Annotated in this window: 24 protein-coding genes and 2 tRNA genes; 19 read left to right on the top strand and 7 right to left on the bottom strand. The window is 56.8% G+C overall.

Annotated elements, in window-relative coordinates:
* The first annotated feature begins 28 nt into the window (after nucleotides 1-28).
* A tRNA-Asp gene (locus ACLEXF_RS24510) sits at nucleotides 29-105 on the top strand.
* A gap of 53 nt (nucleotides 106-158) precedes the next feature.
* Nucleotides 159-234, top strand: a tRNA-Trp gene (locus tag ACLEXF_RS24505).
* A gap of 108 nt (nucleotides 235-342) precedes the next feature.
* Here the strand turns inward: ACLEXF_RS24505 and hdfR are convergent.
* Nucleotides 343-1,164: an HTH-type transcriptional regulator HdfR gene (hdfR, locus tag ACLEXF_RS24500; RefSeq protein ID WP_032454492.1), complete on the bottom strand. Its 822-nt coding sequence runs from the start codon at nucleotides 1,162-1,164 to the stop codon at nucleotides 343-345.
* 118 nt (nucleotides 1,165-1,282) lie between these two features.
* Here hdfR and ACLEXF_RS24495 point away from each other — a divergent pair, with 118 nt between their 5' ends.
* A complete protein-coding gene (locus tag ACLEXF_RS24495) occupies nucleotides 1,283-1,621 on the top strand; it encodes a DUF413 domain-containing protein (RefSeq protein WP_004886877.1) in 339 nt (112 codons plus the stop codon).
* Nucleotides 1,622-1,645: 24 nt separating this feature from the next.
* Here ACLEXF_RS24495 and ACLEXF_RS24490 read toward each other — a convergent pair whose 3' ends face one another.
* Entirely contained in the window at nucleotides 1,646-3,166 is a 1,521-nt protein-coding gene (locus ACLEXF_RS24490; protein ID WP_023319436.1) for a YifB family Mg chelatase-like AAA ATPase, read from the bottom strand.
* A gap of 354 nt (nucleotides 3,167-3,520) precedes the next feature.
* Between ACLEXF_RS24490 and ilvL the strand changes: the two genes are divergently transcribed.
* The 7 genes from ilvL to ilvA all read left to right on the top strand — a co-directional run bounded on the left by ilvL (nucleotide 3,521) and on the right by ilvA (nucleotide 10,064).
* On the top strand, nucleotides 3,521-3,619 hold the full coding sequence (gene ilvL / locus ACLEXF_RS24485) for an ilv operon leader peptide (protein ID WP_001311244.1): 99 nt from the start codon (nucleotides 3,521-3,523) through the stop codon (nucleotides 3,617-3,619).
* 84 nt (nucleotides 3,620-3,703) lie between these two features.
* Nucleotides 3,704-3,757, top strand: coding sequence for a peptide IlvX (gene ilvX, locus ACLEXF_RS24480; protein ID WP_201281575.1), 54 nt, complete (start codon nucleotides 3,704-3,706; stop codon nucleotides 3,755-3,757).
* Nucleotides 3,758-3,759: 2 nt separating this feature from the next.
* The gene (ilvG, locus tag ACLEXF_RS24475; protein WP_004886873.1) at nucleotides 3,760-5,406 is read left to right on the top strand and encodes an acetolactate synthase 2 catalytic subunit; all 1,647 of its coding nucleotides are present in this window, start codon (nucleotides 3,760-3,762) and stop codon (nucleotides 5,404-5,406) included.
* Nucleotides 5,403-5,660 (top strand): acetolactate synthase 2 small subunit, encoded by a 258-nt coding sequence (gene ilvM / locus ACLEXF_RS24470; RefSeq protein WP_004886870.1) that lies wholly within the window; start codon nucleotides 5,403-5,405, stop codon nucleotides 5,658-5,660. The genes ilvG and ilvM overlap by 4 nt, the downstream gene beginning before the upstream one ends.
* Before the next feature lie 16 nt (nucleotides 5,661-5,676).
* Nucleotides 5,677-6,606 carry a branched-chain-amino-acid transaminase gene (gene ilvE / locus ACLEXF_RS24465; RefSeq protein WP_002883171.1) on the top strand — a complete coding sequence of 310 codons (930 nt, stop codon included), beginning with the start codon at nucleotides 5,677-5,679 and terminating at the stop codon, nucleotides 6,604-6,606.
* 60 nt (nucleotides 6,607-6,666) lie between these two features.
* Nucleotides 6,667-8,517, top strand: coding sequence for a dihydroxy-acid dehydratase (gene ilvD / locus ACLEXF_RS24460; RefSeq protein ID WP_002883173.1), 1,851 nt, complete (start codon nucleotides 6,667-6,669; stop codon nucleotides 8,515-8,517).
* 2 nt (nucleotides 8,518-8,519) lie between these two features.
* On the top strand, nucleotides 8,520-10,064 hold the full coding sequence (ilvA, locus tag ACLEXF_RS24455) for a threonine ammonia-lyase, biosynthetic (protein WP_017899412.1): 1,545 nt from the start codon (nucleotides 8,520-8,522) through the stop codon (nucleotides 10,062-10,064).
* Here the strand turns inward: ilvA and ilvY are convergent.
* On the bottom strand, nucleotides 10,061-10,951 hold the full coding sequence (gene ilvY, locus ACLEXF_RS24450) for an HTH-type transcriptional activator IlvY (RefSeq protein ID WP_002883176.1): 891 nt from the start codon (nucleotides 10,949-10,951) through the stop codon (nucleotides 10,061-10,063). The two genes, ilvA and ilvY, sit on opposite strands and share 4 nt — an antisense overlap.
* Before the next feature lie 152 nt (nucleotides 10,952-11,103).
* Here ilvY and ilvC point away from each other — a divergent pair, with 152 nt between their 5' ends.
* Nucleotides 11,104-12,579, top strand: coding sequence for a ketol-acid reductoisomerase (ilvC, locus tag ACLEXF_RS24445; RefSeq protein ID WP_002883178.1), 1,476 nt, complete (start codon nucleotides 11,104-11,106; stop codon nucleotides 12,577-12,579).
* A gap of 202 nt (nucleotides 12,580-12,781) precedes the next feature.
* Here ilvC and ppiC (ACLEXF_RS24440) read toward each other — a convergent pair whose 3' ends face one another.
* Together ppiC (ACLEXF_RS24440) and ppiC (ACLEXF_RS24435) are read right to left on the bottom strand one after the other, a co-directional pair.
* On the bottom strand, nucleotides 12,782-13,063 hold the full coding sequence (gene ppiC / locus ACLEXF_RS24440; protein ID WP_004886861.1) for a peptidylprolyl isomerase PpiC: 282 nt from the start codon (nucleotides 13,061-13,063) through the stop codon (nucleotides 12,782-12,784).
* Nucleotides 13,064-13,113: 50 nt separating this feature from the next.
* Complete coding sequence (ppiC, locus tag ACLEXF_RS24435) at nucleotides 13,114-13,395, bottom strand: peptidylprolyl isomerase PpiC (protein ID WP_004886860.1); 282 nt, start codon at nucleotides 13,393-13,395, stop codon at nucleotides 13,114-13,116.
* 111 nt (nucleotides 13,396-13,506) lie between these two features.
* Here ppiC (ACLEXF_RS24435) and rep point away from each other — a divergent pair, with 111 nt between their 5' ends.
* The gene (gene rep / locus ACLEXF_RS24430) at nucleotides 13,507-15,531 is read left to right on the top strand and encodes a DNA helicase Rep (RefSeq protein ID WP_004886858.1); all 2,025 of its coding nucleotides are present in this window, start codon (nucleotides 13,507-13,509) and stop codon (nucleotides 15,529-15,531) included.
* A gap of 51 nt (nucleotides 15,532-15,582) precedes the next feature.
* Here rep and gppA read toward each other — a convergent pair whose 3' ends face one another.
* Both gppA and rhlB read right to left on the bottom strand, forming a co-directional pair.
* Nucleotides 15,583-17,073, bottom strand: coding sequence for a guanosine-5'-triphosphate,3'-diphosphate diphosphatase (gene gppA / locus ACLEXF_RS24425; RefSeq protein ID WP_231786923.1), 1,491 nt, complete (start codon nucleotides 17,071-17,073; stop codon nucleotides 15,583-15,585).
* Between the two features lie 117 nt (nucleotides 17,074-17,190).
* Nucleotides 17,191-18,456, bottom strand: coding sequence for an ATP-dependent RNA helicase RhlB (gene rhlB / locus ACLEXF_RS24420; RefSeq protein ID WP_002883222.1), 1,266 nt, complete (start codon nucleotides 18,454-18,456; stop codon nucleotides 17,191-17,193).
* Nucleotides 18,457-18,798: 342 nt separating this feature from the next.
* Here rhlB and trxA point away from each other — a divergent pair, with 342 nt between their 5' ends.
* The 7 genes from trxA to rffG all read left to right on the top strand — a co-directional run bounded on the left by trxA (nucleotide 18,799) and on the right by rffG (nucleotide 26,634).
* The gene (trxA, locus tag ACLEXF_RS24415) at nucleotides 18,799-19,128 is read left to right on the top strand and encodes a thioredoxin TrxA (RefSeq protein WP_002883224.1); all 330 of its coding nucleotides are present in this window, start codon (nucleotides 18,799-18,801) and stop codon (nucleotides 19,126-19,128) included.
* A 332-nt stretch (nucleotides 19,129-19,460) separates the two neighbouring features.
* Nucleotides 19,461-20,720: a transcription termination factor Rho gene (rho, locus tag ACLEXF_RS24410; RefSeq protein WP_002883293.1), complete on the top strand. Its 1,260-nt coding sequence runs from the start codon at nucleotides 19,461-19,463 to the stop codon at nucleotides 20,718-20,720.
* A 240-nt stretch (nucleotides 20,721-20,960) separates the two neighbouring features.
* The gene (gene wecA / locus ACLEXF_RS24405; RefSeq protein WP_004886849.1) at nucleotides 20,961-22,064 is read left to right on the top strand and encodes a UDP-N-acetylglucosamine--undecaprenyl-phosphate N-acetylglucosaminephosphotransferase; all 1,104 of its coding nucleotides are present in this window, start codon (nucleotides 20,961-20,963) and stop codon (nucleotides 22,062-22,064) included.
* Between the two features lie 13 nt (nucleotides 22,065-22,077).
* Nucleotides 22,078-23,124 (top strand): ECA polysaccharide chain length modulation protein, encoded by a 1,047-nt coding sequence (gene wzzE, locus ACLEXF_RS24400; protein ID WP_004886846.1) that lies wholly within the window; start codon nucleotides 22,078-22,080, stop codon nucleotides 23,122-23,124.
* A 56-nt stretch (nucleotides 23,125-23,180) separates the two neighbouring features.
* Nucleotides 23,181-24,311: a non-hydrolyzing UDP-N-acetylglucosamine 2-epimerase gene (gene wecB / locus ACLEXF_RS24395; RefSeq protein WP_072042534.1), complete on the top strand. Its 1,131-nt coding sequence runs from the start codon at nucleotides 23,181-23,183 to the stop codon at nucleotides 24,309-24,311.
* Nucleotides 24,308-25,570, top strand: coding sequence for a UDP-N-acetyl-D-mannosamine dehydrogenase (wecC, locus tag ACLEXF_RS24390; RefSeq protein ID WP_017899408.1), 1,263 nt, complete (start codon nucleotides 24,308-24,310; stop codon nucleotides 25,568-25,570). Before wecB ends, wecC begins: the two co-directional genes overlap by 4 nt.
* Nucleotides 25,567-26,634 carry a dTDP-glucose 4,6-dehydratase gene (gene rffG, locus ACLEXF_RS24385; protein WP_043521021.1) on the top strand — a complete coding sequence of 356 codons (1,068 nt, stop codon included), beginning with the start codon at nucleotides 25,567-25,569 and terminating at the stop codon, nucleotides 26,632-26,634. The genes wecC and rffG overlap by 4 nt, the downstream gene beginning before the upstream one ends.
* Nucleotides 26,635-26,649: the final 15 nt, after the last annotated feature.

The raw sequence follows: 26,649 nt of genomic DNA, 5'->3' as shown, positions 1-26,649 counted from the left end.
CGGTGGTCATAAAGCGAAAAAATTCGGTGGAGCGGTAGTTCAGTCGGTTAGAATACCTGCCTGTCACGCAGGGGGTCGCGGGTTCGAGTCCCGTCCGTTCCGCCACTTATTTAACATTAAGCCTGCTCAGATAGCAGGCTTAGTGGTAAGAAAGCTTTAGGGGCGTAGTTCAATTGGTAGAGCACCGGTCTCCAAAACCGGGTGTTGGGAGTTCGAGTCTCTCCGCCCCTGCCATTTATAAGAATCCTTTGCTCAGGCAAAGGATTTTTTTTATCTCTGCTCTCTATCTGCAATATCCCTGTTCAAAATACCTTGCTTCTCTCCGTCCATGGAGAGTACCGCTTATTCCAGGATAGGGCTTTTCAGGATCTCGTGGATCTGCCCCTGCTTATCGCTATTTTGTAACCAGATCGCATAGAGTGGGCGGGAAAGCGTAGCGCTGTCCATGACCGTATGTAACCCATGCTTCTCTTTGGCCCAGCGAACAGGTAGCCAACAGCAGCCGTTCAGGCGTGATAATTGCTGGTAGATCAGTTCAGCTGAAGAGGTAGTGAGCAGCGGAACATCATCACTTCCTATCAGACCCACTTCGTTTTGCTGAAAATCAGGCCCCCATTCAAGGCGCAAGTAATTCAATTCATTTCTGTTTTTTGCAGGCGATGCGCAATACAAGGCAAGGGTAAAATTACCCAACAGCTGGCTGCTTAATTCATCCATCTTCGGCGATTCGGTGGTGATCAGCAGATCCAACTGGCGTTCGTGAAGCTGTTTAACCAGCGACTGCCGCTGTGCGATACGCGCTTCAAACTGGAGATTGTAAGGTGCGCTGTAGAGGGTGCCGAGCCAGCCGTTAAGCATGCATTCCCACAGCGAGGCGCTGGCTCCGATGGAGAATTCATTATGTCGCGAAGAGTGTGCGACCTCCTTGCGCGCAGCCTGCCAGGTATTCATTAACGTTTCGGCGTAAGGCAGGAGCTTTTCTCCGGCCGTCGTCAGGCGAATGTTATTACGATGTCGGGTGAACAGGTTCACACCAAGTTGATTTTCCAGCTGACGAATACGAAAGCTGACCGCTGACTGCGTCAGGTAAAGCGCCTCTGCTGCTCGCCCAAAGTGACGAGTTCTGCTCACTTCCAGGAAAGTCTTGAGCAATTCCGTATCCACACCGTTCTCCACAAAATTATTTGTCGTGATGATTTAAATGTTTTGTTTGACGCTCTGTCAAGCGTAACTAATACTCCGCGCCATAAATAGCTCGGCCAAAGAATCAGGAGCGTGTAGGATGGCGGAAAGCTTTACGACGACTAATCGTTTTTTCGACAATAAAAATTATCCACGCGGGTTCTCCCGTCACGGTGATTTCACCATCAAAGAGGCGCAACTGCTGGAACGTCATGGTTATGCCTTTAACGAACTGGAACTGGGTAAACGCGAACCTGTTACCGATGATGAAAAACAGTTTGTCTCGGTGTGCCGTGGTGAGCGTGAGCCGGTAACGGAAGCAGAACGCGTATGGATTAAGTATATGGCGCGCATCAAGCGGCCGAAGCGTTTCCATACCCTTTCCGGCGGCAAACCGCAGATGGAAGGCGCTGACGATTACACCGAAAGCGATGACTAAGAAAAAAGGGCGTAAGCCCTTTTTTTACGCCATCATTTTCTGCAGATGGTTTAGCATCCGGTCTATCGCCCGATAGCTGAGCGCCTCCTGCAAATGACGGCGTTCAATCTCTTCAGCCTCTGCCAGATCGGCAATGGTTCTCGCCACCTTTAACAGACGCTGCCAGGCTCGAATAGAGAGCCCCAACTGCGTTAGCGTCTGTTCCAGCCAGACAGCGTCCTCCCGCCGTAAGTGGCAGCAGCTCTTCATTTCACGATTCTCAAGATGAGCATTGAGCTTATTTTGCCTGAGCATTTGCCGTTCGCGCGCCGCCAGCACCCGCTGCCGGACCGTTGCGCTAGACTCTTCGCCCTGCGTGCCCTGGCTCAGTATCCCTGGCGGCGGCAGCGGGATCTCTAAGGAGAGATCGAAGCGGTCAAGGAAGGGGCCTGACAGACGTCCCAGATAACGTAATGTCTGCTCAGGCGATGTACGATTATGTTTGCCCTGATAATGCCCTGTCGGGCTTGGGTTCATCGCCGCGATAAGCTGAAAGCGCGCCGGATAGTCAATTTTGGCGCGCGAGCGTGATATGTGGATCTTGCCTGACTCAATGGGTTCGCGCAGCGCATCCAGTACACGCCGCTCAAACTCAGGCAGTTCATCAAGAAACAGCACGCCATTATGGGCCAGGGAAATCTCACCGGGGACCGGTATTGAGCCGCCGCCCACCATCGCTGCCAGCGAGGCGCTATGGTGAGGCGCGCGAAACGGCCTCTGACGCCACCGGGTCTTCGCGGTATGCAGATTGACCAGGCTCTGAATGGCCGTGCTCTCCAGGGCTTCCTGATTGCTTAATGGCGGCAGGAGACCGGGTAGCCGGCTGGCAAGCATGGTTTTCCCGGTGCCGGGTGGGCCGATCAGGAGCAGGTTGTGACCCCCGGCGGCCACAATCTCCAGCGCTCGCTTGCCCTGCTGCTGGCCGATAACATCGCGCAGATCTTCGCCGCGTTCATCAACGGTGGGTGCCTCGGCGAGAGGCGGCGAAAGCGATGTCTGCCCCGCGAGAAAAGCACACACCTCCTGCAGGTGGTCGGCGACCAGGCAATCGCTGCCGCCGATCAGGCCGACCTCAGCCGCATTATCAGAGGAGACGACGATGCGCCGGCCGGCTTTGATGGCTTCCATTGCGCTGGGGATCGCCCCTGGAACGCCGCGTAACCCACCTGTGAGGGCGAGTTCGCCCACAAACTCATATTGATTCAGTCGCGTCGTGTTGAGCTGCTCTGAGGCAACGAGAAGCGCGAGAGCGATAGGTAGATCGTATCGCCCGCCCTCTTTAGGCAGATCCGCTGGCGCCAGGTTAATGGTTATTTTCTTCGCAGGGAAAGCGTAGCCGCTGTTGATCAGGGCGCTGCGAACCCGGTCACGGGCCTCTTTCACGGTGGTCTCCGGCAGTCCGACCATAGTCAGGCCGGGCAGACCGTTGCTGAGATGAACCTCGACAGTAATCAATGGCGCTTCGATACCGAGCGCCGCGCGGGTATAGACGATGGCGAGCGACATAAAACCTCCTGGACCAGGCAGGATTATGGCTGACCTGTGTTAAAACGGGATCGGTAATAGTCAGAAGTTAGGACCATAAATCCATACTTTTCGCGCCATATTGTTACATTTAGCCGAAACTGGAAGTTCGCTCGCAAAACAGAGCGGCGTTGGGAAGGAGGGCGCAAAAGAGCGCGGCAGGCGAGAGAAAACTGAGTTTTTTTCATCTTCGAATTTTTTCATATAAAACAATTATTTTTGCTGAAACTGTTAGGCTGCTCAGCAACAGAGATATAAAAAAATCTTGTGTTTTATGTGATGTCTGTGGTACCTCTTTAGGTATTCCTTCGAACAAGAAGCCAGAAAGTACAGAAAATGACAGCCCTTCTACGAGTGATTAGCCTGGTCGTGATTAGCGTGGTGGTGATTATTATCCCACCGTGCGGGGCTGCACTTGGACGAGGAAAGGCTTAATAATCAAGCCTTAACGAACTAAGACCCCCGCACCGAAAGGTCCGGGGGTTTTTTTATAACTGAAATAACCTAAGCGAGGAGCAGATGATGACTTTTAGCATAAAATTCTGTTTCTCCCGATTTATGACGGGGAACTAACTATGAATGGCGCGCAGTGGGTGGTACATGCTTTGCGGACACAGGGGGTCGACACCGTTTTTGGCTATCCGGGTGGCGCAATTATGCCGGTTTACGATGCACTGTATGACGGCGGCGTGGAGCACCTGCTGTGCCGGCATGAGCAAGGGGCAGCCATGGCGGCCATTGGTTATGCGCGAGCAACCGGTAAAACCGGGGTATGTATCGCGACTTCCGGCCCGGGCGCAACCAACCTGATCACCGGCCTGGCGGACGCTTTGCTTGACTCCATCCCCATTGTCGCTATCACCGGCCAGGTGGCCGCACCCTTCATCGGCACGGATGCGTTCCAGGAGGTAGACGTTCTCGGTTTGTCACTGGCCTGTACTAAGCACAGTTTCCTCGTGCAGTCTCTGGACGAGCTGCCGCGGGTCATTGCTGAAGCTTTCCAGGTGGCAAACTCAGGCCGTCCAGGCCCGGTGCTGGTTGATATCCCTAAGGATATTCAGATGGCGCAGGGCGATCTCGATCCCCATTTCTCTATGGTCGCCGATGAGATGGCATTCCCGCAGGCGGAAGTGGCTCAGGCTCTGCAGATGCTGGCTCAATCGCAGCAACCGATGCTGTATGTTGGCGGCGGGGTCGGCATGGCGCAGGCGGTACCGGCGCTGCGCGAATTCCTCGCAGTGACCCGGATGCCGGCGACCTGCACCCTGAAAGGGCTGGGCGTGGTGGACGCCGATTACCCGTATTATCTCGGCATGCTGGGAATGCACGGCACCAAGGCGGCCAATCTGGCGGTACAGGAGTGCGATCTGCTGATCGCTGTCGGCGCGCGCTTTGACGATCGCGTGACTGGCAAGCTCAACACCTTCGCGCCGCATGCCAAAGTGATCCATATGGACATCGATCCGGCGGAGCTGAACAAGCTGCGCCAGGCGCACATTGGTCTGACCGGCGATCTGAACCGCTTGCTGCCGGCGCTGCAGCAGCCGTTAGCGATCGATGGCTGGCGCGAGCGGAGTGCCGCACTGCGTGCCGATCACGCCTGGCGTTACGATCATCCCGGTGAGGCTATCTACGCGCCGCTGCTGCTGAAACAGCTTTCCGACCGCAAGCCGGCGGACAGCGTGGTGACAACCGACGTAGGCCAGCATCAGATGTGGTCGGCTCAGCATATGACCTATACCCGCCCGGAAAACTTCATCACCTCCAGCGGCTTAGGCACCATGGGCTTTGGCCTGCCGGCCGCCGTTGGTGCCCAGGTGGCGCGCCCTAACGATACGGTGATCTGTATCTCTGGTGACGGCTCCTTCATGATGAATGTGCAGGAGCTGGGCACCGTAAAACGCAAGCAGTTACCGCTGAAGATCGTATTACTCGACAACCAGCGGTTAGGGATGGTTCGACAATGGCAGCAGCTGTTTTTCCAGGAACGTTATAGCGAAACCACTCTGACTGATAACCCTGATTTCCTCACGCTGGCCAGCGCCTTCGGTATTCCTGGCCAACACATCACCCGTAAAGACCAGGTTGAAGCGGCACTCGACACCATGCTTTCGAGCCAGGGGCCATACCTGCTTCATGTCTCAATCGACGAACTTGAGAATGTCTGGCCGTTGGTGCCGCCCGGCGCCAGTAACTCTGAAATGCTGGAGAAATTATCATGATGCAACATCAGGTCGCTTTACAGGCACGTTTCAACCCGGAAACCTTAGAGCGCGTGCTGCGCGTTGTCCGTCACCGTGGTTTTCAAATCTGCGCAATGAACATGGAAACCGCAGCGGACGCACAGAACATAAATATCGAATTGACCGTTGCCAGCCCGCGGCCCGTCGAATTACTGTTTAGTCAATTAAGTAAACTGGTCGACGTTGCCTGCGTCGAGATCCAGCAACCCACATCACAACAAATCCGCGCCTGAGCGCAAAGGAAGAAAAATGACGACGAAAAAAGCTGATTACATCTGGTTCAATGGCGAGATGGTTCCGTGGGGCGAAGCGAAAGTTCATGTGATGTCCCATGCGCTGCACTATGGCACCTCGGTATTCGAAGGCATCCGTTGCTACGACTCGCACAAAGGCCCGGTGGTGTTCCGTCATCGCGAACATATGCAGCGTCTGCATGACTCAGCCAAAATTTATCGTTTCCCGGTCTCCCAGAGCGTCGACGAACTGATGGAAGCCTGCCGCGAAGTCATTCGCACTAATAATCTGACCAGCGCTTATATCCGCCCGCTGGTGTTTGTTGGCGATGTCGGCATGGGGGTAAACCCGCCTCCGGGTTACAACACTGACGTGATCATCGCGGCGTTCCCGTGGGGAGCCTACCTCGGCGCAGAAGCGCTGGAGCAGGGGATCGATGCCATGGTCTCTTCCTGGAACCGCGCGGCGCCGAACACCATCCCGACGGCGGCGAAAGCCGGCGGCAACTATCTCTCCTCGCTGCTGGTTGGCAGCGAAGCGCGTCGCCATGGCTACCAGGAAGGTATCGCCCTCGATGTTAACGGCTATATCTCTGAAGGCGCTGGCGAAAACCTGTTTGAAGTGAAGGACGGCGTGCTGTTCACTCCGCCGTTTACCTCTTCCGCGCTGCCGGGCATTACCCGCGACGCCATCATCAAGCTGGCGAAAGATCTCGGTATTGAAGTCCGCGAGCAGGTATTGTCCCGTGAATCCCTGTACCTGGCGGATGAAGTCTTCATGTCCGGCACCGCGGCGGAAATCACCCCGGTACGCAGCGTGGATGGCATCCAGGTCGGCGCAGGCCGTCGCGGTCCGGTCACCAAACGCATTCAGGAAGCCTTCTTTGGCCTCTTCACCGGTGAAACAGAAGATAAATGGGGCTGGTTGGATCCGGTAAGTAAGTAATTAAAAATGGGACGGCACGCACCGTCCCATTTAATAAACACAGATGGGAGTAAAAAGAGCATGCCTAAGTACCGTTCCGCCACCACCACACATGGCCGCAATATGGCGGGCGCCCGCGCGTTGTGGCGCGCAACCGGGATGACCGATGCCGATTTCGGCAAACCGATTATCGCCGTCGTTAACTCCTTTACCCAGTTTGTTCCTGGGCACGTGCACCTGCGCGACCTCGGCAAACTGGTTGCCGAGCAGATTGAAGCCGCCGGTGGCGTGGCCAAAGAATTCAACACCATCGCAGTGGATGATGGGATCGCCATGGGCCACGGGGGTATGCTCTATTCACTGCCATCCCGCGAGCTGATCGCCGACTCGGTGGAGTACATGGTTAACGCCCATTGTGCGGATGCGATGGTCTGTATCTCCAACTGCGACAAAATCACCCCGGGGATGCTGATGGCTTCCCTGCGCCTGAACATTCCGGTGATCTTTGTGTCCGGCGGCCCGATGGAAGCCGGGAAAACCAAGCTGTCAGATAAAATCATCAAGCTCGACCTGGTGGATGCGATGATCCAGGGGGCGGATCCGAAAGTGTCCGACGAGCAGAGTAATCAGGTGGAACGCTCCGCCTGTCCGACCTGCGGCTCCTGTTCCGGGATGTTCACCGCCAACTCCATGAACTGTCTGACCGAAGCGCTGGGCCTGTCGCAGCCGGGTAACGGCTCTCTGTTGGCGACCCACGCCGATCGTAAGGAGCTGTTCCTTAACGCCGGGAAACGTATCGTTGAGCTGACCAAACGCTATTACGAGCAGGATGACGCTTCCGCGCTGCCGCGCAATATCGCCAGCAAGGCGGCCTTTGAGAACGCCATGACGCTGGATATCGCCATGGGCGGTTCCACCAACACCGTTCTGCACCTGCTGGCGGCGGCGCAGGAAGCTGAAATCGACTTCACCATGAGCGATATCGATAAGCTTTCCCGCAAAGTGCCGCAGCTGTGTAAGGTGGCGCCGAGCACGCAGAAATACCATATGGAAGATGTGCATCGCGCCGGCGGCGTGCTGGGCATTCTGGGCGAGCTGGACCGCGCCGGGCTGTTGAATCGCGAGGTCAAAAACGTTCTCGGCCTGACGCTGCCGCAGACCCTGGAACAGTACGATGTGATGGTGACCCAGGACGACGCGGTGAAAAAAATGTTCCGCGCCGGGCCGGCGGGCATCCGTACCACCCAGGCGTTCTCGCAAGACTGCCGCTGGGATACGCTGGATGACGATCGCGCCGAAGGCTGTATCCGTTCTCTGGAACACGCTTACAGCAAGGACGGCGGCCTGGCGGTGCTGTACGGCAATTTCGCGGAAAACGGCTGTATCGTGAAAACCGCCGGCGTGGACGACAGCATCCTGAAATTTACCGGTCCGGCGAAAGTGTATGAGAGCCAGGACGATGCGGTTGAGGCCATCCTCGGCGGTAAAGTCGTTGAAGGCGACGTCGTGGTGATCCGCTACGAAGGGCCGAAAGGCGGGCCGGGGATGCAGGAGATGCTTTACCCCACCAGCTTCCTGAAGTCGATGGGGCTGGGCAAAGCCTGTGCGCTGATCACCGATGGCCGTTTCTCCGGCGGCACCTCAGGGCTCTCTATCGGTCACGTCTCACCGGAAGCGGCGAGCGGCGGCAACATTGCGCTCATTGAAGATGGCGACATGATCGCGATTGATATTCCGAACCGCAGCATCCAGCTGCAGCTGAGCGATGCGGAAATTGCGGCGCGTCGTGAAGCCCAGGAAGCGCGTGGCGACCAGGCGTGGACGCCGAAGAATCGCCAGCGTCAGGTCTCCTTTGCCCTTCGCGCCTACGCCAGCCTGGCGACCAGCGCCGACAAAGGCGCGGTTCGCGATAAATCGAAACTGGGTGGCTAATCATGGCGGATTCACAACCCCTGTCCGGCGCCCCTGAGGGCGCCGAATACCTGAGAGCAGTGCTGCGCGCGCCGGTTTATGAAGCGGTGCAGAAAACGCCGCTGCAAAAAATGGACAAACTCTCTTCTCGCCTGGATAACGTTATTCTGGTGAAGCGCGAAGATCGCCAACCGGTACACAGCTTTAAGCTGCGCGGCGCCTACGCGATGATGTCCAGCCTGACCGCGGAACAGAAATCCCACGGGGTGATCACCGCCTCGGCGGGCAATCATGCCCAGGGCGTGGCGTTCTCCGCATCGAGGCTGGGCGTTAAGGCGCTGATCGTGATGCCGGTAGCGACCGCCGACATCAAAGTGGATGCCGTTCGCGGCTTTGGCGGCGAAGTGCTGCTGCATGGCGCCAACTTTGATGAAGCGAAGGCGAGGGCGATTGAGCTGGCGCAGCAGCAGGGCTTTACCTGGGTGCCGCCGTTCGATCACCCGATGGTCATCGCCGGTCAGGGAACCCTGGCGCTGGAGCTGCTGCAGCAGGATGCCCACATCGACCGCGTGTTCGTCCCGGTGGGCGGCGGCGGCCTGGCGGCAGGCGTGGCGGTGCTGATCAAGCAGCTGATGCCGCAGATTAAAGTGATCGCGGTGGAAGCGGAAGATTCGGCCTGCCTGAAGGCGGCCCTGGACGCCGGTCATCCGGTGGACCTGCCGCGCGTCGGCTTGTTTGCCGAAGGCGTGGCGGTCAAACGCATCGGCGATGAAACCTTCCGTCTGTGCCAGGAGTATCTGGACGACATCATCACCGTCGACAGCGACGCTATTTGCGCGGCGATGAAGGATCTGTTCGAAGATGTGCGGGCGGTGGCAGAGCCTTCCGGCGCGCTGGCGCTGGCGGGGATGAAGAAATATGTCGCTCAGCACAATATTCGCGGCGAGCGACTGGCTCACATCCTGTCCGGGGCCAACGTCAACTTCCACGGTCTGCGCTACGTGTCTGAGCGCTGCGAGCTCGGGGAACAGCGCGAAGCGCTGCTGGCGGTGACGATCCCGGAAGAGAAGGGCAGCTTTCTGAAGTTTTGCCAGCTACTGGGGGGCCGCTCGGTGACGGAGTTCAACTACCGCTTTGCCGATGCCAAAGACGCCTGCATCTTTGTGGGGGTACGTCTGAGTCGTGGGCTGGAGGAGCGGAAAGAGATCCTTCAGTTACTGAACGATGGTGGCTACAGCGTCGTTGACCTTTCCGATGACGAAATGGCCAAGCTCCATGTGCGCTATATGGTCGGCGGCCGACCGTCAAAAGCGCTGCAGGAGCGGCTGTTCAGCTTCGAGTTTCCGGAATCGCCGGGGGCGCTGCTGAAGTTCCTGCACACCCTCGGCACCCACTGGAATATTTCGCTATTCCACTACCGTAGCCACGGCACCGACTATGGTCGGGTTTTGGCGGCCTTCGAGCTGGGCGAGCACGAGCCGGATTTTGAAACCCGTCTTAATGAATTGGGCTATGAGTGTCATGATGAGACCCATAACCCGGCATTCCGCTTTTTCCTCGCGGGCTAGTGGTTCGGCAGAATTTTCCAGAAAGCATCAATAAGCGGCTCATGCAGCCGCTTTTTTTGTGCGCAAACGCCGAGCTCAAACGGGGTTTGCTCATCGCTGCGTTCCAGGATCATCACCCTGTTGCGTACCGGCTCCGGACTGTTCTCCAGCACCACCTCCGGCAGCAGCGCCACGCCGCATCCCAGGGCGACCATCGACACCATCGCTTCGTGCCCGCCGACGGTGGCGTAGATCGACGGATTGCTGATTTTATGCCGCCGAAACCACAGCTCGATGCGCCGACGTACCGGCCCCTGGTCGGCCATGATAAAGGGCACTGTCGACCAGTCGGGGCGCTCGACGGTCACCTGGTTGCGCACCGGGCAGGGAAGGGCCGGGGCAATTAACACCACGGCGAGGTTCTCCAGCATCGAAAACGCCACCGACCCTGGCAGAGTCTCCGGCTTACCGGCAATCGCCAGGTCGGCTTCGCCGGTGACCACCTTCTCCATGGCGTCGGCGGCGTCGCCGGTCGACAGCTTGATCTCCACCGAGGGGTGCGCGGCGCGAAAGCGGTCGAGGATCGGCGGCAGATGGCTATAGGCGGCGGTGACGGAGCAGAAGATGTGCAACTCGCCGGAGAGCGAAGGGCCCTGCTGATCGATGACGTGACGAAGCTGCTGATACTGCAGTAAAGTCTGTTGGGCAAAGGTACGTAACTCCTCCCCGGCTTCGGTAAGGGTCACCGTGCGATTATCTCGCACGAACAGCGGCTGGCCGAGGTCCTCTTCCAGACGCTGGATCTGGCGCGAAAGCGTCGACGGGCTGACGTGCATGGCCCGCGCGCTGCGGCCAAAATGGCGGCTTTCCGCCAGATGCAGAAAGGTTTTCAGATCGCGTAAATCCACGGCGCGTACTCCCCGGTTTTGTATTTCATAAAATGCAACGTGACGTTGTGAATATATCAATTTCCGCAATAAAATTCCTGTCATATAGTAAGTTCATTCTCGCAAAAGCGAACCGAACAATAAGCACGACACAACATCACGGAGTTACAGACATGGCTAACTACTTTAATACACTGAACCTGCGCCAGCAGCTGGCACAGCTGGGCAAATGCCGCTTTATGGCGCGCGACGAATTCGCCGATGGCGCAAGCTACCTTCAGGGTAAAAAAGTGGTCATCGTCGGCTGCGGCGCGCAGGGCCTGAACCAGGGTCTGAACATGCGTGACTCCGGCCTGGATATCTCCTATGCGCTGCGCAAAGAAGCGATCGCCGAGAAGCGCGCCTCCTGGCGTAAAGCGACCGAAAACGGCTTCAAAGTCGGCACTTATGAAGAGCTGATCCCGCAGGCGGACCTGGTGGTTAACCTGACTCCGGACAAACAGCACTCTGACGTTGTGCGCTCCGTACAGCCGCTGATGAAAGACGGCGCGGCGCTGGGCTACTCCCACGGTTTCAACATCGTGGAAGTGGGCGAGCAGATCCGTAAAGACATCACCGTGGTGATGGTGGCGCCGAAGTGCCCGGGTACCGAAGTGCGTGAAGAGTACAAACGCGGTTTCGGCGTACCGACGCTTATCGCGGTACATCCGGAAAACGACCCGAAAGGCGAAGGCATGGCCATTGCGAAAGCATGGGCGGCGGCGACCGGCGGCCATCGTGCGGGCGTGCTGGAATCTTCCTTCGTTGCCGAAGTGAAATCTGACCTGATGGGCGAGCAGACCATCCTCTGCGGCATGCTGCAGGCGGGTTCTCTGCTGTGCTTCGACAAGCTGGTGGCGGAAGGTACCGATCCGGCGTATGCAGAAAAACTGATTCAGTTCGGCTGGGAAACCATCACCGAAGCGCTGAAGCAGGGCGGCATTACCCTGATGATGGATCGCCTCTCTAACCCGGCGAAACTGCGCGCTTATGCGCTCTCCGAGCAGCTGAAAGAGATTATGGCGCCGCTGTTCCAGAAACACATGGACGACATCATTTCCGGCGAATTCTCCTCCGGTATGATGGCGGACTGGGCGAACGACGATAAGAAACTGCTGACCTGGCGTGAAGAGACTGGTAAAACCGCGTTCGAAACCGCGCCGCAGTATGAAGGTAAAATCGGCGAGCAGGAGTACTTCGATAAAGGCGTTCTGATGATCGCGATGGTGAAAGCGGGCGTTGAGCTGGCCTTCGAAACCATGGTGGCCTCCGGCATCATCGAAGAGTCCGCGTACTATGAATCTCTGCACGAGTTGCCGCTGATCGCCAATACTATTGCCCGTAAGCGTCTGTACGAGATGAACGTGGTTATCTCTGATACCGCTGAATATGGTAACTACCTGTTCTCTTATGCTTGCGTACCGCTGCTGAAAGAGTTCATGACCACCCTGCAGACTGGCGACCTGGGTACGGCGATTGCCGAAGGCGCGGTAGACAACGCTCAGCTGCGTGATGTTAACGAAGCCATTCGCAGCCACGCTATTGAGCAGGTTGGTAAGAAACTGCGCGGTTATATGACCGATATGAAACGTATCGCGGTAGCCGGCTAATTCCTCGTCGTCTTTCGACTTGCCGATGCGTTGGCTACGGTACGTACACCCCAGTCACATAGTAATCTATGTTCACGGGGATGTACTTCCTTGCCGCCTTCCGGCAAGCCGAAATCCATAGAGGAATGGATTTGTTTAATAGGCCTGATAAGCGAAGCGCCATCAGGCAAAAACCCGGAGATTAAGATCCCCGGGTTTTTTATTATTTCCGGTACAGCACTTTGATGATGTGGTAGCCGAACTGGGTATGCAGCGGGCCGGTTGGCTCCAGCACCGGGCAGGAGAAAACCACTTTATCGAACGCCGGCACCATCTGGCCCTGGCGGAACTCACCTAAATCACCGCCGCGTTTGCCTGATGGGCAAATGGAGTGCTTCTTCGCCAGCTTACCGAAGTCGGCGCCGTTTTTAATCTGCTCCAGAAGATCCAGAGCCAGTTTCTCTTCTTTAACAAGAATATGCAGTGCTGCTGCTGTTTTTGCCATGATCGTGCCTTGAATAGGTTGAGATAAATCGGGGCGCAATATACCACGCGTCAGCGGCGATAAAGCACCTTAATGATATGGTAGCCAAATTTGGTTTTTACCGGACCGTAGGGCTTGAGAAGTGGGCAGCTAAAGACCGCCTGATCGAATGGGCCGACCATCGCGCCTTGCTGAAACTCCCCCAGATCGCCGCCGTTACGCCCGGACGGGCATTTCGAATAGCGCTTCGCCAGATGATCGAAGCTGATGCCGCGTTCCAGTTTGGCAAGGATCTCCTGGGCCAGTTTCTCTTCTTTGACCAGGATATGCAGGGCTGCTGCGGTCTTTTTCATGGTTCTGCTCTACGGGTTAATCGCGATTTCTTCACTTTACCATCAGTCGGTAAATCTCGGCTCCGCTTTCTGCTACAATCCCCACCCCGTTCGAAGATTGAGCAAGACTCCATGCGTTTAAACCCTGGCCAACAACAAGCCGTCGAATTTGTAACCGGACCGTGCCTGGTGCTGGCGGGCGCCGGCTCCGGTAAGACCCGCGTGATCACCAATAAAATCGCCCACCTGATCCGCGGCTGCGGCTATCAGGCGCGCCATATCGCGGCCGTGACCTTTACCAACAAAGCCGCGCGCGAGATGAAAGAGCGCGTTGGGCAAACGCTGGGGCGCAAAGAGGCGCGCGGGCTGATGATTTCCACCTTCCACACTCTGGGGCTGGATATCATCAAGCGGGAATACGCCGCGCTGGGCATGAAGTCTAACTTCTCCTTATTCGACGATACTGACCAGGTGGCGCTGCTCAAAGAGCTGACCGAAGGGTTGATCGAAGATGACAAAGTGGTGCTCCAGCAGTTGATCTCGACGATCTCCAACTGGAAAAACGATCTGAAAACCCCGGCCCAGGCCGCCGCGGGTGCGAAAGGCGAACGGGACCGCATCTTCGCCCACTGCTATGGACTGTACGATGCGCATATGAAGGCCTGCAATGTCCTCGATTTTGACGATCTGATCCTGCTGCCGACGCTGCTGCTGCAGCGCAATGAGGAGGTGCGCGAACGCTGGCAGAATAAGATCCGCTACCTGCTGGTGGATGAGTATCAGGATACCAACACCAGCCAGTATGAGCTGGTGAAGCTGCTGGTGGGCCAGCGGGCGCGTTTTACAGTGGTAGGCGACGATGACCAGTCGATCTACTCGTGGCGCGGCGCGCGGCCACAGAACCTGGTGCTGCTCAGCCAGGACTTCCCGGCGCTGCAGGTTATCAAGCTTGAGCAGAACTATCGCTCCTCCGGGCGTATTCTGAAAGCCGCTAACATTCTGATCGCCAACAACCCGCACGTTTTTGAAAAGCGTCTGTTCTCCGAACTGGGATACGGCGCTGAGCTGAAAGTGCTCTCCGCCAACAATGAAGATCATGAAGCGGAGCGCGTGGCCGGGGAACTGATCGCCCACCACTTCATTAATAAAACCAATTACAAAGACTACGCGATCCTTTATCGCGGCAATCACCAGTCGCGGGTCTTTGAAAAGATGCTGATGCAGAACCGCATCCCGTACAAAATCTCCGGCGGCACGTCGTTCTTCTCGCGCCCGGAAATTAAAGATCTGCTGGCCTATCTGCGCGTGCTGACCAACCCGGACGACGACAGCGCCTTCCTGCGTATCGTGAATACACCGAAGCGCGAGATCGGCCCGGCGACGCTGCAAAAGCTCGGTGAGTGGGCGATGGGCCGCAACAAAGGATTGTTCACCGCCAGCTTTGATATGGGTCTCAGCCAGACGCTGACCGGGCGCGGGTATGAATCACTCACCCGCTTCACCCACTGGCTGCGTGAGATCCAGCAGCTGGCCGAACGCGAGCCGGTCAACGCCGTGCGCGACTTAATCCGCGGAATTGACTACGAATCCTGGCTGTATGAAACCTCGCCCAGCCCGAAGGCCGCAGAAATGCGCATGAAAAACGTCAACCAGCTGTTCACCTGGATGACCGAGATGCTGGAAGGCAGCGAAATCGATGAGCCGATGACCCTGACGCAGGTGGTCACCCGCTTTACGCTGCGCGACATGATGGAGCGCGGTGAATCGGATGAAGAGCTGGATCAGGTGCAGCTGATGACCCTTCATGCCTCAAAAGGGCTGGAGTTCCCGTATGTTTACCTGGTGGGAATGGAAGAGGGATTGCTCCCGCACCAGAGCAGCATTGATGAAGATAATGTCGATGAAGAGCGCCGGTTAGCCTACGTGGGCATCACCCGCGCGCAGAAAGAGCTGACCTTTACGCTCTGTAAGGAGCGCCGGCAGTATGGTGAGGTGGTGCGCCCGGAACCGAGCCGTTTTCTGCTGGAGCTACCCCAGGACGATCTGATTTGGGAGCAGGCGCGCAAAGTGATTACCGCTGAAGAGCGAATGCATAAAGGACAGGCTAACGTGGCGAACATTCGCGCCATGCTGGCAAAAGCTAAAGAGAAAGGATAGCGATAAGCTGGCCGGGTAAGGCGAAGCCGCCGCCCGGCAATGTTCAGCGTATTACTTCACCTCAAGCACCCAGTGCACATAGCTCTGCCACTGGCATTCCTGTTCGATCAGCTCAGCCCCAAGCGGGTGATTATCCAGCCAGTTTTCCGGCAGCGTCAGGGACAGTTTTTCATCACCGGCCACAAGATTGATGGCGGGCAGCAAATCGTCACGCCGCCGGCTGGCAAAGAGGATCGCCAGTCGCAGCAGGCGACAAAGATGTTCGGCAACTCGCGGCGGGACGGCATTCTGCTGATGAAGCGATGAGAGGTCGATGGCGTTAGTCTGGTTAAGCAGCAGCGTCGCAATCAGCTTCTTCTGCGCCGGGGTAAAGCCGGGCAGGTCGAGATTATTGACCAGATAGGCCGCGTGCTGCGGCGCGCGCTTAAAATCCACGCTCAGGCCAATTTCATGCAATGCACAGGCGCTGAGGAGCAAGTCGCGGCTTAGCGGATCCAGCTCCCAGCTGCCGTCCAGCTGGCTGAGCAGGTGGCTGGCGAGACCAGCGACGCGCTGGGCCTGTTCGGTGTCGATCATAAAACGACGCTGAATATTACGCAGAGTGCGGCTGCGGATGTCCTGTTCAACGGAGAGATGCAGCATGCCGTACACCAGACCTTCACGTAACGCGCCGCCCGCGAGGGTCATACACTGAATATTCAGTTCGCTGAAGATAGCGATAAGGATCGCCAGCCCGCTTGGAAACACCAGCGCTCGCTCAAGGGTTAAGCCTTCGATCTCCAGCTCTTCCAGGCGTCCGCACTGAATGGCGCGCTGTTTAAGCTGCTGGAGTTTGGTCAGGGTGATCCGCTCATCCATCCCCTGCGCCATCATAATTTCCTGCAGAGCCTGAACGGTGCCGGAGGCGCCAACGCACACTTTCCATCCGTGATAGCGCAGCACATCGGCGACGGGCAGCAGCACCTCACGCGCGGCCGCCTCGGCAAGATCGAAATTTTCTTTCGTCAGGCTGCGATCGGCGAAATAGCGTTCAAGCCAGGTCACACAGCCCATCGACAGGCTAAATAGCGAGGTCGTTTGCGCGCCGGTTCCGGTCACCAGTTCGGTGCTGGCGCCGCCGATATCGACCACCAGTCGCTGATCGGCGCCGCCGGTGGTGTGGGCGACCCCCTGATAAATCAGACGCGCTTCTTCTTCGCCGCTAATGACCTGTACCGGACTGCCGAGGATCTCCTGCGCTTTCGCCAGAAATTCGCCGGCATTGACGGCAAGACGCAGCGTGGCGGTGGCCACGACGCGGATTTGCGCCGGCGGAATATCCTGCAGGCGTTCGGCAAACAGGCGTAAGCACTGCCAGCCGCGCTCCATCGCTTCTGCGGAGAGCGTGTTGTCGCTATTCAGGCCGGCGGCAAGACGGACTTTGCGCTTAATGCGGCTCAGCGTCTGGATACTGCCAGCCACCTCGCGCACCACCAACATATGAAAACTGTTGGAGCCCAAATCAATGGCGGCATACAGCGAGGTGGAGCTCATGCTCTTCATCGTTCAGAAGGCTCCCTGGTCGACGGGGCGCTTGTGCCCAATCCGTGTAACTGAGCGGGTTGCCGGGGAAGCGCGCCCTGGCACATTCTGAATGATTGAGCGTATAGCATAGATTTCTTAACCTGAACGACGACGATTGCGCGGTGGACCGTTGCGGCGCGGGCCGTTGCCTGGGCGAGCACGGGTCAGGCGCAGCGGCTTCGGCAGATCGGTCATCAGCGCGTCCGGGTTGTACTTGCTGACCGGAATTGAGTGACCAATATAGGTTTCGATAGCCGGCAGGTTCAGCGCATACTCTTCGCAGGCGAGGCTGATGGAGTGACCGCTTGCGCCAGCGCGACCGGTACGGCCAATGCGGTGAACGTAATCTTCGCAATCGTCTGGTAGATCGTAGTTAAAGACGTGGGTCACGGCCGGAATGTGCAAGCCACGAGCGGCAACGTCAGTCGCGACCAGGATATCGAGGTCGCCGCGGGTAAATTCTTCGAGAATACGCAGACGTTTTTTCTGCGCCACGTCGCCGGTCAGCAGACCTACGCGATGGCCGTCGGCGGCGAGATGGCCCCAGATATCTTCACAACGATGCTTGGTATTGGCGAAGACGATGGCGCGATCGGGCCACTCTTCTTCCAGCAGCGTCTGCAGCAGGCGCATTTTTTCTTCGTTGGACGGGTAGAAGAGCTCTTCTTTAATACGGTGGCCCGTTTTCTGTTCCGGCTCGACTTCAACGTACTCGGCGTTGTTCATTTGTTCGAACGCCAGTTCGCGTACGCGATAGGAAAGGGTCGCGGAGAACAGCATGTTCAGACGCTGAGTGGCCGGCGGCATGCGGCGGAATAGCCAGCGGATATCTTTAATAAAGCCGAGATCGTACATGCGATCGGCTTCGTCCAGCACGACGACCTGAATGGCGCCGAGGTTAATGTGGTTTTGCTTCGCGTAATCGATCAGACGACCGGTGGTGCCGATCAGAATATCGACGCCGCTTTCCAGCACTTTCAGCTGCTTATCGTAGCCGTCGCCGCCGTAAGCCAGACCCAGCTTCAGACCGGTGGCCTGCGCCAGCGGTTCAGCGTCCGCGTGGATCTGTACCGCCAGTTCACGCGTCGGCGCCATAATCAGCGCGCGCGGCTGGTTTACCTGGCGATCGGCGATAGCCGGGTGAGAGAGAAGATAATGAAACGTCGACGTCAGGAACGCCATCGTTTTACCGGTACCGGTTTGCGCCTGCCCGGCGACATCGCGGCCTTCCAGCGTCAGCGGAAGGGCGAGGGCCTGAATAGGTGTGCAATTATGAAACCCTTTCTTTTCAAGGGCTTCAATGACTGCCGGGTGCAGGGCGAAGTCGGAAAACTTCTGTTCTGTTAAATGTGTTTTGCTCATAGTGTGGTAGAATATCAGCTAACTATTGCATTAAGAAAGCGTATCCGGTGAAATAACGTCAACCTTTCGTTGGCGGTGTGCGAAATTATTCAAGGTACGTCTACGGTAACTGAACGAATCCAGGATAGCTTAGACCACTAAGCGAGTCGGGAGCGATAAATCTGCAGCATGCAGTTCGCGTTCGGGCAACCCTGGCGTCAAAAGGTGGGTCCATGATGGATCACGCCAGTTGGCAGACCAGAGAATTGAGGTATCCTGAAGAATAGCGTGCATAACGTAGCTGCAGCGCGTCGTTGATGGCTACGACACCAACACACCAGGCTTATTCCTGTGGAGTTAAATATGAGCGATAAAATTATTCACCTGACTGACGACAGTTTTGACACGGACGTACTCAAGGCTGACGGGCTGACCCTCGTCGATTTCTGGGCAGAGTGGTGTGGTCCGTGCAAAATGATCGCCCCGATTCTGGATGAGATCGCTGAAGAGTATCAGGGCAAACTGACCGTAGCTAAGCTGAACATCGACCAGAACCCGGGTACCGCGCCGAAGTACGGCATTCGCGGCATCCCAACCCTGCTGCTGTTCAAAAACGGCGAAGTGGCGGCCACCAAAGTTGGCGCCCTGTCCAAGGGTCAGCTGAAAGAGTTCCTCGACGCCAACCTGGCGTAAGCGAATTGCTGTTCCGGCGTCCAGATTCCTATTTTTTGCGGAACTCTGGACGCCCGGCTGGAGTCGTGCTAAGTTAATCCACAGACTTCGTTTTAAACATACCTTGTTTGAATCTTGTTTTACCCGAAGCATCCCGCAAAAAAATGCGCGTGAAGCTATTAATTCCGGGCTTTTCACTCATTCCGTCTAGTCGTTTCAGTTCTGCGTTCTTTCCTGTGACCAGGCAACGTACAGACACGAGATGAAGGCCGTTAACAGGCATGGAAGTTCCTGCCATACCATTCACAACATTAAGTTCGAGATTTACCCCGAGTTTAAGAACCCACACCACTATGAATCTTACCGAATTAAAGAATACGCCGGTTTCTGAGCTGATTACTCTCGGCGAAAATATGGGGCTGGAAAATCTGGCTCGTATGCGTAAGCAGGATATTATTTTTGCCATCCTCAAGCAGCATTCGAAGAGTGGCGAAGATATCTTTGGCGACGGCGTACTGGAGATACTGCAGGATGGATTTGGATTCCTCCGCTCCGCAGACAGCTCCTACCTCGCCGGCCCTGACGACATCTACGTATCCCCCAGCCAAATCCGCCGTTTCAACCTCCGCACTGGTGACACCATTTCCGGTAAGATTCGTCCTCCGAAAGAGGGTGAGCGTTACTTTGCGCTGCTGAAAGTTAACGAAGTTAACTACGACAAGCCGGAAAACGCCCGTAACAAGATCCTGTTCGAGAACTTAACGCCGCTGCACGCGAATTCTCGTCTGCGTATGGAGCGTGGTAACGGTTCTACCGAAGACTTAACTGCTCGCGTACTGGATCTGGCTTCCCCGATTGGCCGCGGCCAGCGTGGTCTGATCGTCGCGCCGCCGAAAGCCGGTAAAACCATGCTGCTGCAGAACATCGCGCAGAGCATCGCTTACAACCATCCGGACTGCGTGCTGATGGTGCTGCTGATCGACGAACGTCCGGAAGAAGTGACCGAGATGCAGCGTCTGGTCAAAGGTGAAGTCGTTGCTTCCACCTTCGACGAACCGGCATCCCGCCACGTTCAGGTTGCTGAGATGGTTATCGAGAAAGCGAAACGTCTGGTTGAACACAAGAAAGACGTTATCATCCTGCTCGACTCCATTACCCGTCTGGCGCGTGCCTACAACACCGTGGTCCCGGCTTCCGGTAAAGTGCTGACCGGTGGTGTGGACGCTAACGCCCTGCACCGTCCGAAGCGTTTCTTCGGCGCGGCGCGTAACGTTGAAGAGGGCGGTAGCCTGACCATCATCGCCACGGCGCTGATCGACACTGGCTCCAAAATGGATGAAGTTATCTACGAAGAGTTTAAAGGCACCGGTAACATGGAGCTGCACCTCTCTCGTAAGATTGCTGAAAAACGCGTCTTCCCGGCTATCGATTACAACCGTTCCGGTACGCGTAAAGAAGAGCTGCTCACCACTCAGGAAGAGCTGCAGAAAATGTGGATCCTGCGCAAAATTATCCATCCGATGGGTGAGATCGACGCGATGGAATTCCTCATTAATAAACTGGCAATGACTAAGACGAATGATGACTTCTTCGATATGATGAAGCGCTCGTAAGGTAAAAAAAGCCAGAAACGCCACGCCTTTGCGTGGCGTTTTCATTTTGGGATTTGTATGATCCAGAGACAGAGAAAGCGGGACGAAAGTTGTCGTATAATGGCGCCGGACAGCAGGCGGAGACAGCTTTAACAGACTAAAATCTATACAATAAATTTGTAATGTTCTGCTTTTCCCCTTCTGGAGTTGGGGCATCATCGCTATACTTCCCGGATTAACTATGCTGAGAGCACATGCGTTGTGAATTTACTCACTGCTATTACTGAATTAATCAGTATTTTCTTATTCACGACCCTCTTTATTTTTGTCGCGCGGAAAGTGGCAAAAAAGATTGGGTTAGTGGATAAACCAAACTATCGCAAACGGCATCAGGGGTTGATTCCGTTGGTCGGTGGTATCTCAGTTTATGCAGGCATCTGTTTTACCTTCGCTATCGCCGATTATTATATTCCTCACGCCTCGCTGTATCTGGCCTGTGCGGGGGTATTGGTGCTGGTTGGTGCGCTGGACGATCGCTTCGACATCAGCGTGAAAATTCGCGCGGTCATTCAGGCCGCGATCGCCGTGATTATGATGATGGCAGGGAATCTGCATCTGAGTAGTCTGGGCTTTATTTTTGGCTCGTGGGAGCTGGTGCTGGGGCCCTTCGGCTTCTTCCTTACTCTGTTTGCCGTCTGGGCCGCCATCAATGCGTTTAATATGGTCGATGGGATTGACGGTCTGCTCGGCGGCCTGTCATCGGTCTCCTTTGCGGCGACCGGGATCATCCTTTGGTTTGATGGCCAGTACAGCCTGGCGATGTGGTGTTTTGCGATGATCGCCGCCATTCTGCCCTATATTCTTCTTAATCTTGGCGCCCTCGGCCGCCGCTATAAAGTTTTTATGGGTGACGCCGGCAGCACCATGATTGGCTTCACCATCATCTGGATCCTGTTGGAAACCACCCAAGGTAAAACGCATCCCATCAGCCCGGTCACTGCGCTGTGGATTATCGCTATCCCGTTGATGGATATGGTGGCGATTATGTATCGCCGCCTGCGTAAAGGCATGAGTCCTTTCTCACCGGACCGGCAGCATATTCATCATTTGATCATGCGCGCCGGGTTTACTTCCCGCCAGGCGTTCGTCCTGATTACCCTGGCCGCTGCCCTGCTGGCGCTGGTTGGCGTCGCGGCGGAATATACCCGCATTGTGCCGGAATGGGTGATGTTAATTCTCTTTTTGGTGGCCTTCTTCCTTTATGGCTACTGTATTAAGCGCGCCTGGAAAGTGGCGCGTCTGGTTAAGCGCATCAGACGCAGAATTCGGCGACACAGCGGCAATAATCCGAAACTAACCAAGTAAAGCTGGGGATGTGATGACTCAACCATTACCGGGAGCACAAGCAGTGAACGTTGAGAACGAGCTGGATATTCGCGGGCTGTTTCGCGCTTTATGGGCAGGAAAAGGCTGGATAGTCGGCGGCGCTGTTCTCTTCGCCGCTATCGTGTTGGTGTACACCTTCTTTGCTCGCCAGGAGTGGAGCGCCACGGCGATCACCGATCGGCCTACTGTCAACATGTTGGGGGGGTACTATTCCCAGCAGCAGTTCTTACGCAATCTGGATATCAAAGCCGACCTGGCCTCGGTGGATCAGCCTTCCGCCATGGATGAAGCGTATAAAGAGTTCATCATGCAGCTGGCCTCCTGGGACACCCGGCGTGATTTCTGGCTGCAAACGGACTACTACAAGCAGCGCCAGTCGGGTAATGCTCGCGCCGATGCGGCGATGCTGGATGATTTGATTAACAATATCCAGTTTATGCCCGGCGATGCGGCCAAGAGCGTCAATGACAGCGTCAAACTGACTGCCGAGACTGGGCAGGATGCCAATAATTTGCTGCGCCAGTATGTGGCTTTCGCCAGCCAGCGGGCGGCCGGCCATCTTAACGACGAACTCAAAGGCGCCTGGGCGGCGCGGACGGTGCAAATGAAGGCGCAGGTGAAGCGCCAGGAGGAGGTGGCCGAGGCTATTTTCAACCGCCGGACCCACAGCGTGGAGCAAGCGCTGAAGGTCGCTCAGCAGCATAACATCTCACGCAGCGAAACGGATGTTCCTGCCGATCAGTTGCCGGATTCAGAGCTATTTTTATTGGGCAGGCCGATGCTGCAGGCCAGACTGGAAAACCTGCAGGCCGTCGGACCGGAATATGACCTCGATTACGACCAGAATCGCGCCATGCTGAGCACGTTGAACGTCGGTCCAACGTTGGACCCGCGTTTTCAGACTTACCGGTATTTGCGAACGCCGGAAGAACCTGTAAAACGCGATAGCCCGCGCCGTGTATTTCTGATGGTGATGTGGGGGATTGTGGGTGCGCTCATCGGCGCAGGCGTGGCGTTATCGCGTCGTCGTGTCCTGTGATTGCGGCCTGTGGTGAAGGGCAGATGACCTTCATCGCCTAATCGAAGAGAATCGATGTGAAAGTACTAACTGTATTTGGCACGAGGCCGGAAGCCATCAAGATGGCTCCTCTGGTCCATGCGCTGGCAAAGGATCCTCATTTTGAGGCGAAAGTATGCGTGACCGCGCAGCATCGGGAGATGCTCGATCAGGTGTTGAAACTATTCTCCATCACCCCGGACTACGATCTCAACATCATGAAGCCGGGGCAGGGGCTCACCGAGATCACCTGCCGTATTCTTGAGGGGCTGAAGCCGGTCCTGGAGTCGTTTAAACCCGACGTGGTGCTGGTGCATGGCGATACCACCACCACGATGGCGGCGAGCCTGGCGGCGTTTTACCAGCGCATACCGGTGGGCCATGTAGAGGCGGGGCTGCGGACCGGCGATTTAAGTTCGCCGTGGCCGGAAGAGGGCAACCGTACGTTGACCGGGCATCTGGCGACGTACCACTTCGCCCCTACGGAAACCTCGCGGCAGAATCTCCTGCGGGAGAACATTGCCGACAGTCGCATCACGGTGACCGGTAATACCGTCATCGATGCTCTGTTCTGGGTGCGCGATCGGGTTCTGGGCGATGAAGCGCTACGGGAGACCTTGCTGCAGCGCTACCCTTTCATTAGCCACGGTAAAAAAATGATTCTGGTTACCGGCCATCGGCGGGAAAGCTTCGGCCGCGGTTTTGAGCAGATCTGCCAGGCGCTGGCGGAGATAGCCCATACCCACCCTGAGGTGCAGATTGCCTATCCGGTTCACCTGAATCCTAATGTCAGCGAACCGGTGAACCGTATTCTCGGCCATATCGACAACGTGCTGTTGATTGAACCGCAGGACTACCTGCCGTTCGTCTGGTTGATGGATCGGGCCTGGCTCATCCTGACCGATTCCGGTGGCATTCAGGAAGAGGCGCCTTCCCTGGGGAAACCGGTGCTGGTCATGCGCGATATGACCGAACGTCCGGAAGCGGTGGCCGCCGGCACCGTGTGTCTGGTGGGCACTGACAGCCAGCGCATCGTCGCGGAAGTGACGCGTCTGCTGGAGGATGATGCCGCATACCAGGCGATGAGCCGCGCGCATAATCCTTATGGCGATGGCGAAGCATGTCGTCGAATTTTGTCTGCACTTAAAAATAATCAGGTAACGCTATGAGTTTTTCTACCATTTCAGTGATTGGCCTTGGCTATATCGGGCTGCCAACCGCTGCCGCGTTCGCCTCCCGGCAGAAGCGGGTGGTCGGCGTTGATGTCAATCAACATGCCGTGGAGACCATTAACCGTGGAGAGATTCATATCGTGGAGCCGGATCTGGCGAGCGTGGTGAAGACCGCGGTCGAGCAGGGGTATTTAAGCGCCACCACCACCCCGGTGGCAGCGGATGCCTACCTGATTGCCGTGCCGACGCCGTTTAAAGATCGCCACGAGCCGGATATGGTGTTTGTCGAGTCGGCGGCAAAATCCATTGCGCCAACGTTAAAGAAAGGTTCGCTGGTGATCCTCGAGTCCACCTCGCCGGTCGGGTCGACCGAACAGATGGCTGAGTGGCTGGCGGAGATGCGCCCGGATCTTAGCTTCCCCCAGCAGGTGGGTGAAGCGGCGGACGTGAATATCGCCTACTGCCCGGAGCGGGTATTGCCCGGTCAGGTGATGGTCGAGCTGATTAAAAACGACCGCGTTATCGGGGGCATGTCGCCAGTCTGCTCCGCTCGCGCCAGCGAGCTGTATAAAATCTTCCTTGAAGGCGAATGTGTGGTGACCAACTCGCGTACCGCTGAGATGTGCAAGCTGACGGAAAACAGCTTCCGCGACGTCAACATCGCTTTTGCCAACGAGCTGTCGCTGATTTGCGCTGACCAGGGCATTAACGTCTGGGAGCTGATCCGCCTGGCGAACCGTCATCCTCGGGTGAATATCCTGCAGCCGGGTCCGGGCGTCGGCGGCCACTGTATCGCCGTCGACCCGTGGTTTATCGTGGCGCAGAACCCGCAGCAGGCGCGTCTAATCCGCACGGCCCGTGAGGTTAACGACCACAAGCCGGAATGGGTTATCGAACAGGTGAAAGCGCAGGTAGCGGACTGCCTGAATGCCACCAACAAACGGGCCAGCGAACTGACCATTGCCTGTTTTGGCCTCGCCTTTAAGCCGAATATTGACGACCTGCGCGAAAGCCCGGCAATGGAAATTGCCGCGCAGATTGCCCGCTGGCACAGCGGCACGACGCAGGTGGTTGAGCCCAACATTCACGCGCTGCCGAAGAAGCTCGACGGTCTGTGTACGCTGGCGACCCTCGATGCGGCGCTGGCCAGCGCCGATGTGCTGGTGATGCTGGTCGATCACCAGGAATTTAAAGCCGTTAGCGGCGATAGCGTCACCCAGGCGTATATCATCGACACCAAAGGAGTGTGGCGGTGAGAACCATTCTGGTCACCGGCGGCGCGGGCTTCATTGGTTCGGCGGTAGTGCGGGAGATTATCCAGCACACCGCCGATCGCGTGGTGGTGGTGGATAAACTGACCTACGCCGGCAATTTAATGTCGCTGGCGACGGTGGCGCAGGATGCGCGTTTCGCCTTTGAACAGGTGGATATTTGCGACCGCGGCGAGCTTGATCGTATTTTCGTTCAGTATCAACCGGATACAGTGATGCACCTGGCGGCGGAAAGCCATGTCGATCGTTCGATTGACGGCCCGGCGGCGTTTATTGAAACCAATATCGTGGGCACCTATACGCTGCTGGAGGCGGCCCGTAGCTGGTGGAATACGCTGGCTACGGCGCAAAAATCGGCGTTTCGCTTCCATCACATCTCCACCGATGAAGTGTATGGCGATCTGCACGGCAGCGATGATTTCTTTACCGAGACCACGCCCTATGCGCCAAGCAGTCCCTATTCGGCCTCGAAAGCCAGCAGCGACCACCTGGTGCGCGCCTGGCTGCGAACCTATGGCCTGCCGACGCTTATCACCAACTGTTCGAACAACTACGGCCCGTATCACTTCCCCGAGAAGCTGATCCCGCTGACGATCCTCAACGCGCTGGCGGGCAAGCCGTTGCCGGTATATGGCAATGGACAGCAGATCCGCGACTGGCTGTACGTGGAAGATCACGCCAGGGCGCTATATCTGGTGGCGACCCGCGGCGAACCGGGCGAGACTTACAATATCGGCGGTCATAACGAACGTAAAAACATCGAGGTGGTGGAAACCATTTGCGAATTGCTCGAAGCGCTGGCGCCGAATAAGCCGCAGGGCGTGGCGCACTATCGCGACCTGATCGCCTTTGTTGCCGACCGCCCGGGCCACGATCTGCGCTATGCCATTGATGCCTCGAAGATTGCCCGTGAGCTGGGCTGGACGCCGGCTGAGACCTTCACTTCCGGTATGCGTAAGACCGTGGCGTGGTATCTGGCGAACGAGCCATGGTGGCGCCAGGTTCAGGACGGTAGCTATCAGGGCGAGCGTCTTGGGCTGCAAGGCTAATCATCTCTGGGGGGA

Origin of the sequence: Klebsiella pneumoniae complex sp. WS1778 (genome assembly GCF_049472055.1) — a bacterium.
In the GTDB taxonomy this organism is placed as follows: Bacteria; Pseudomonadota; Gammaproteobacteria; order Enterobacterales; family Enterobacteriaceae; genus Klebsiella; species Klebsiella quasipneumoniae.
The sequence above is the reverse complement of the archived record's forward strand: the minus strand, read 5'-3'. Positions and strand labels throughout refer to the sequence as shown.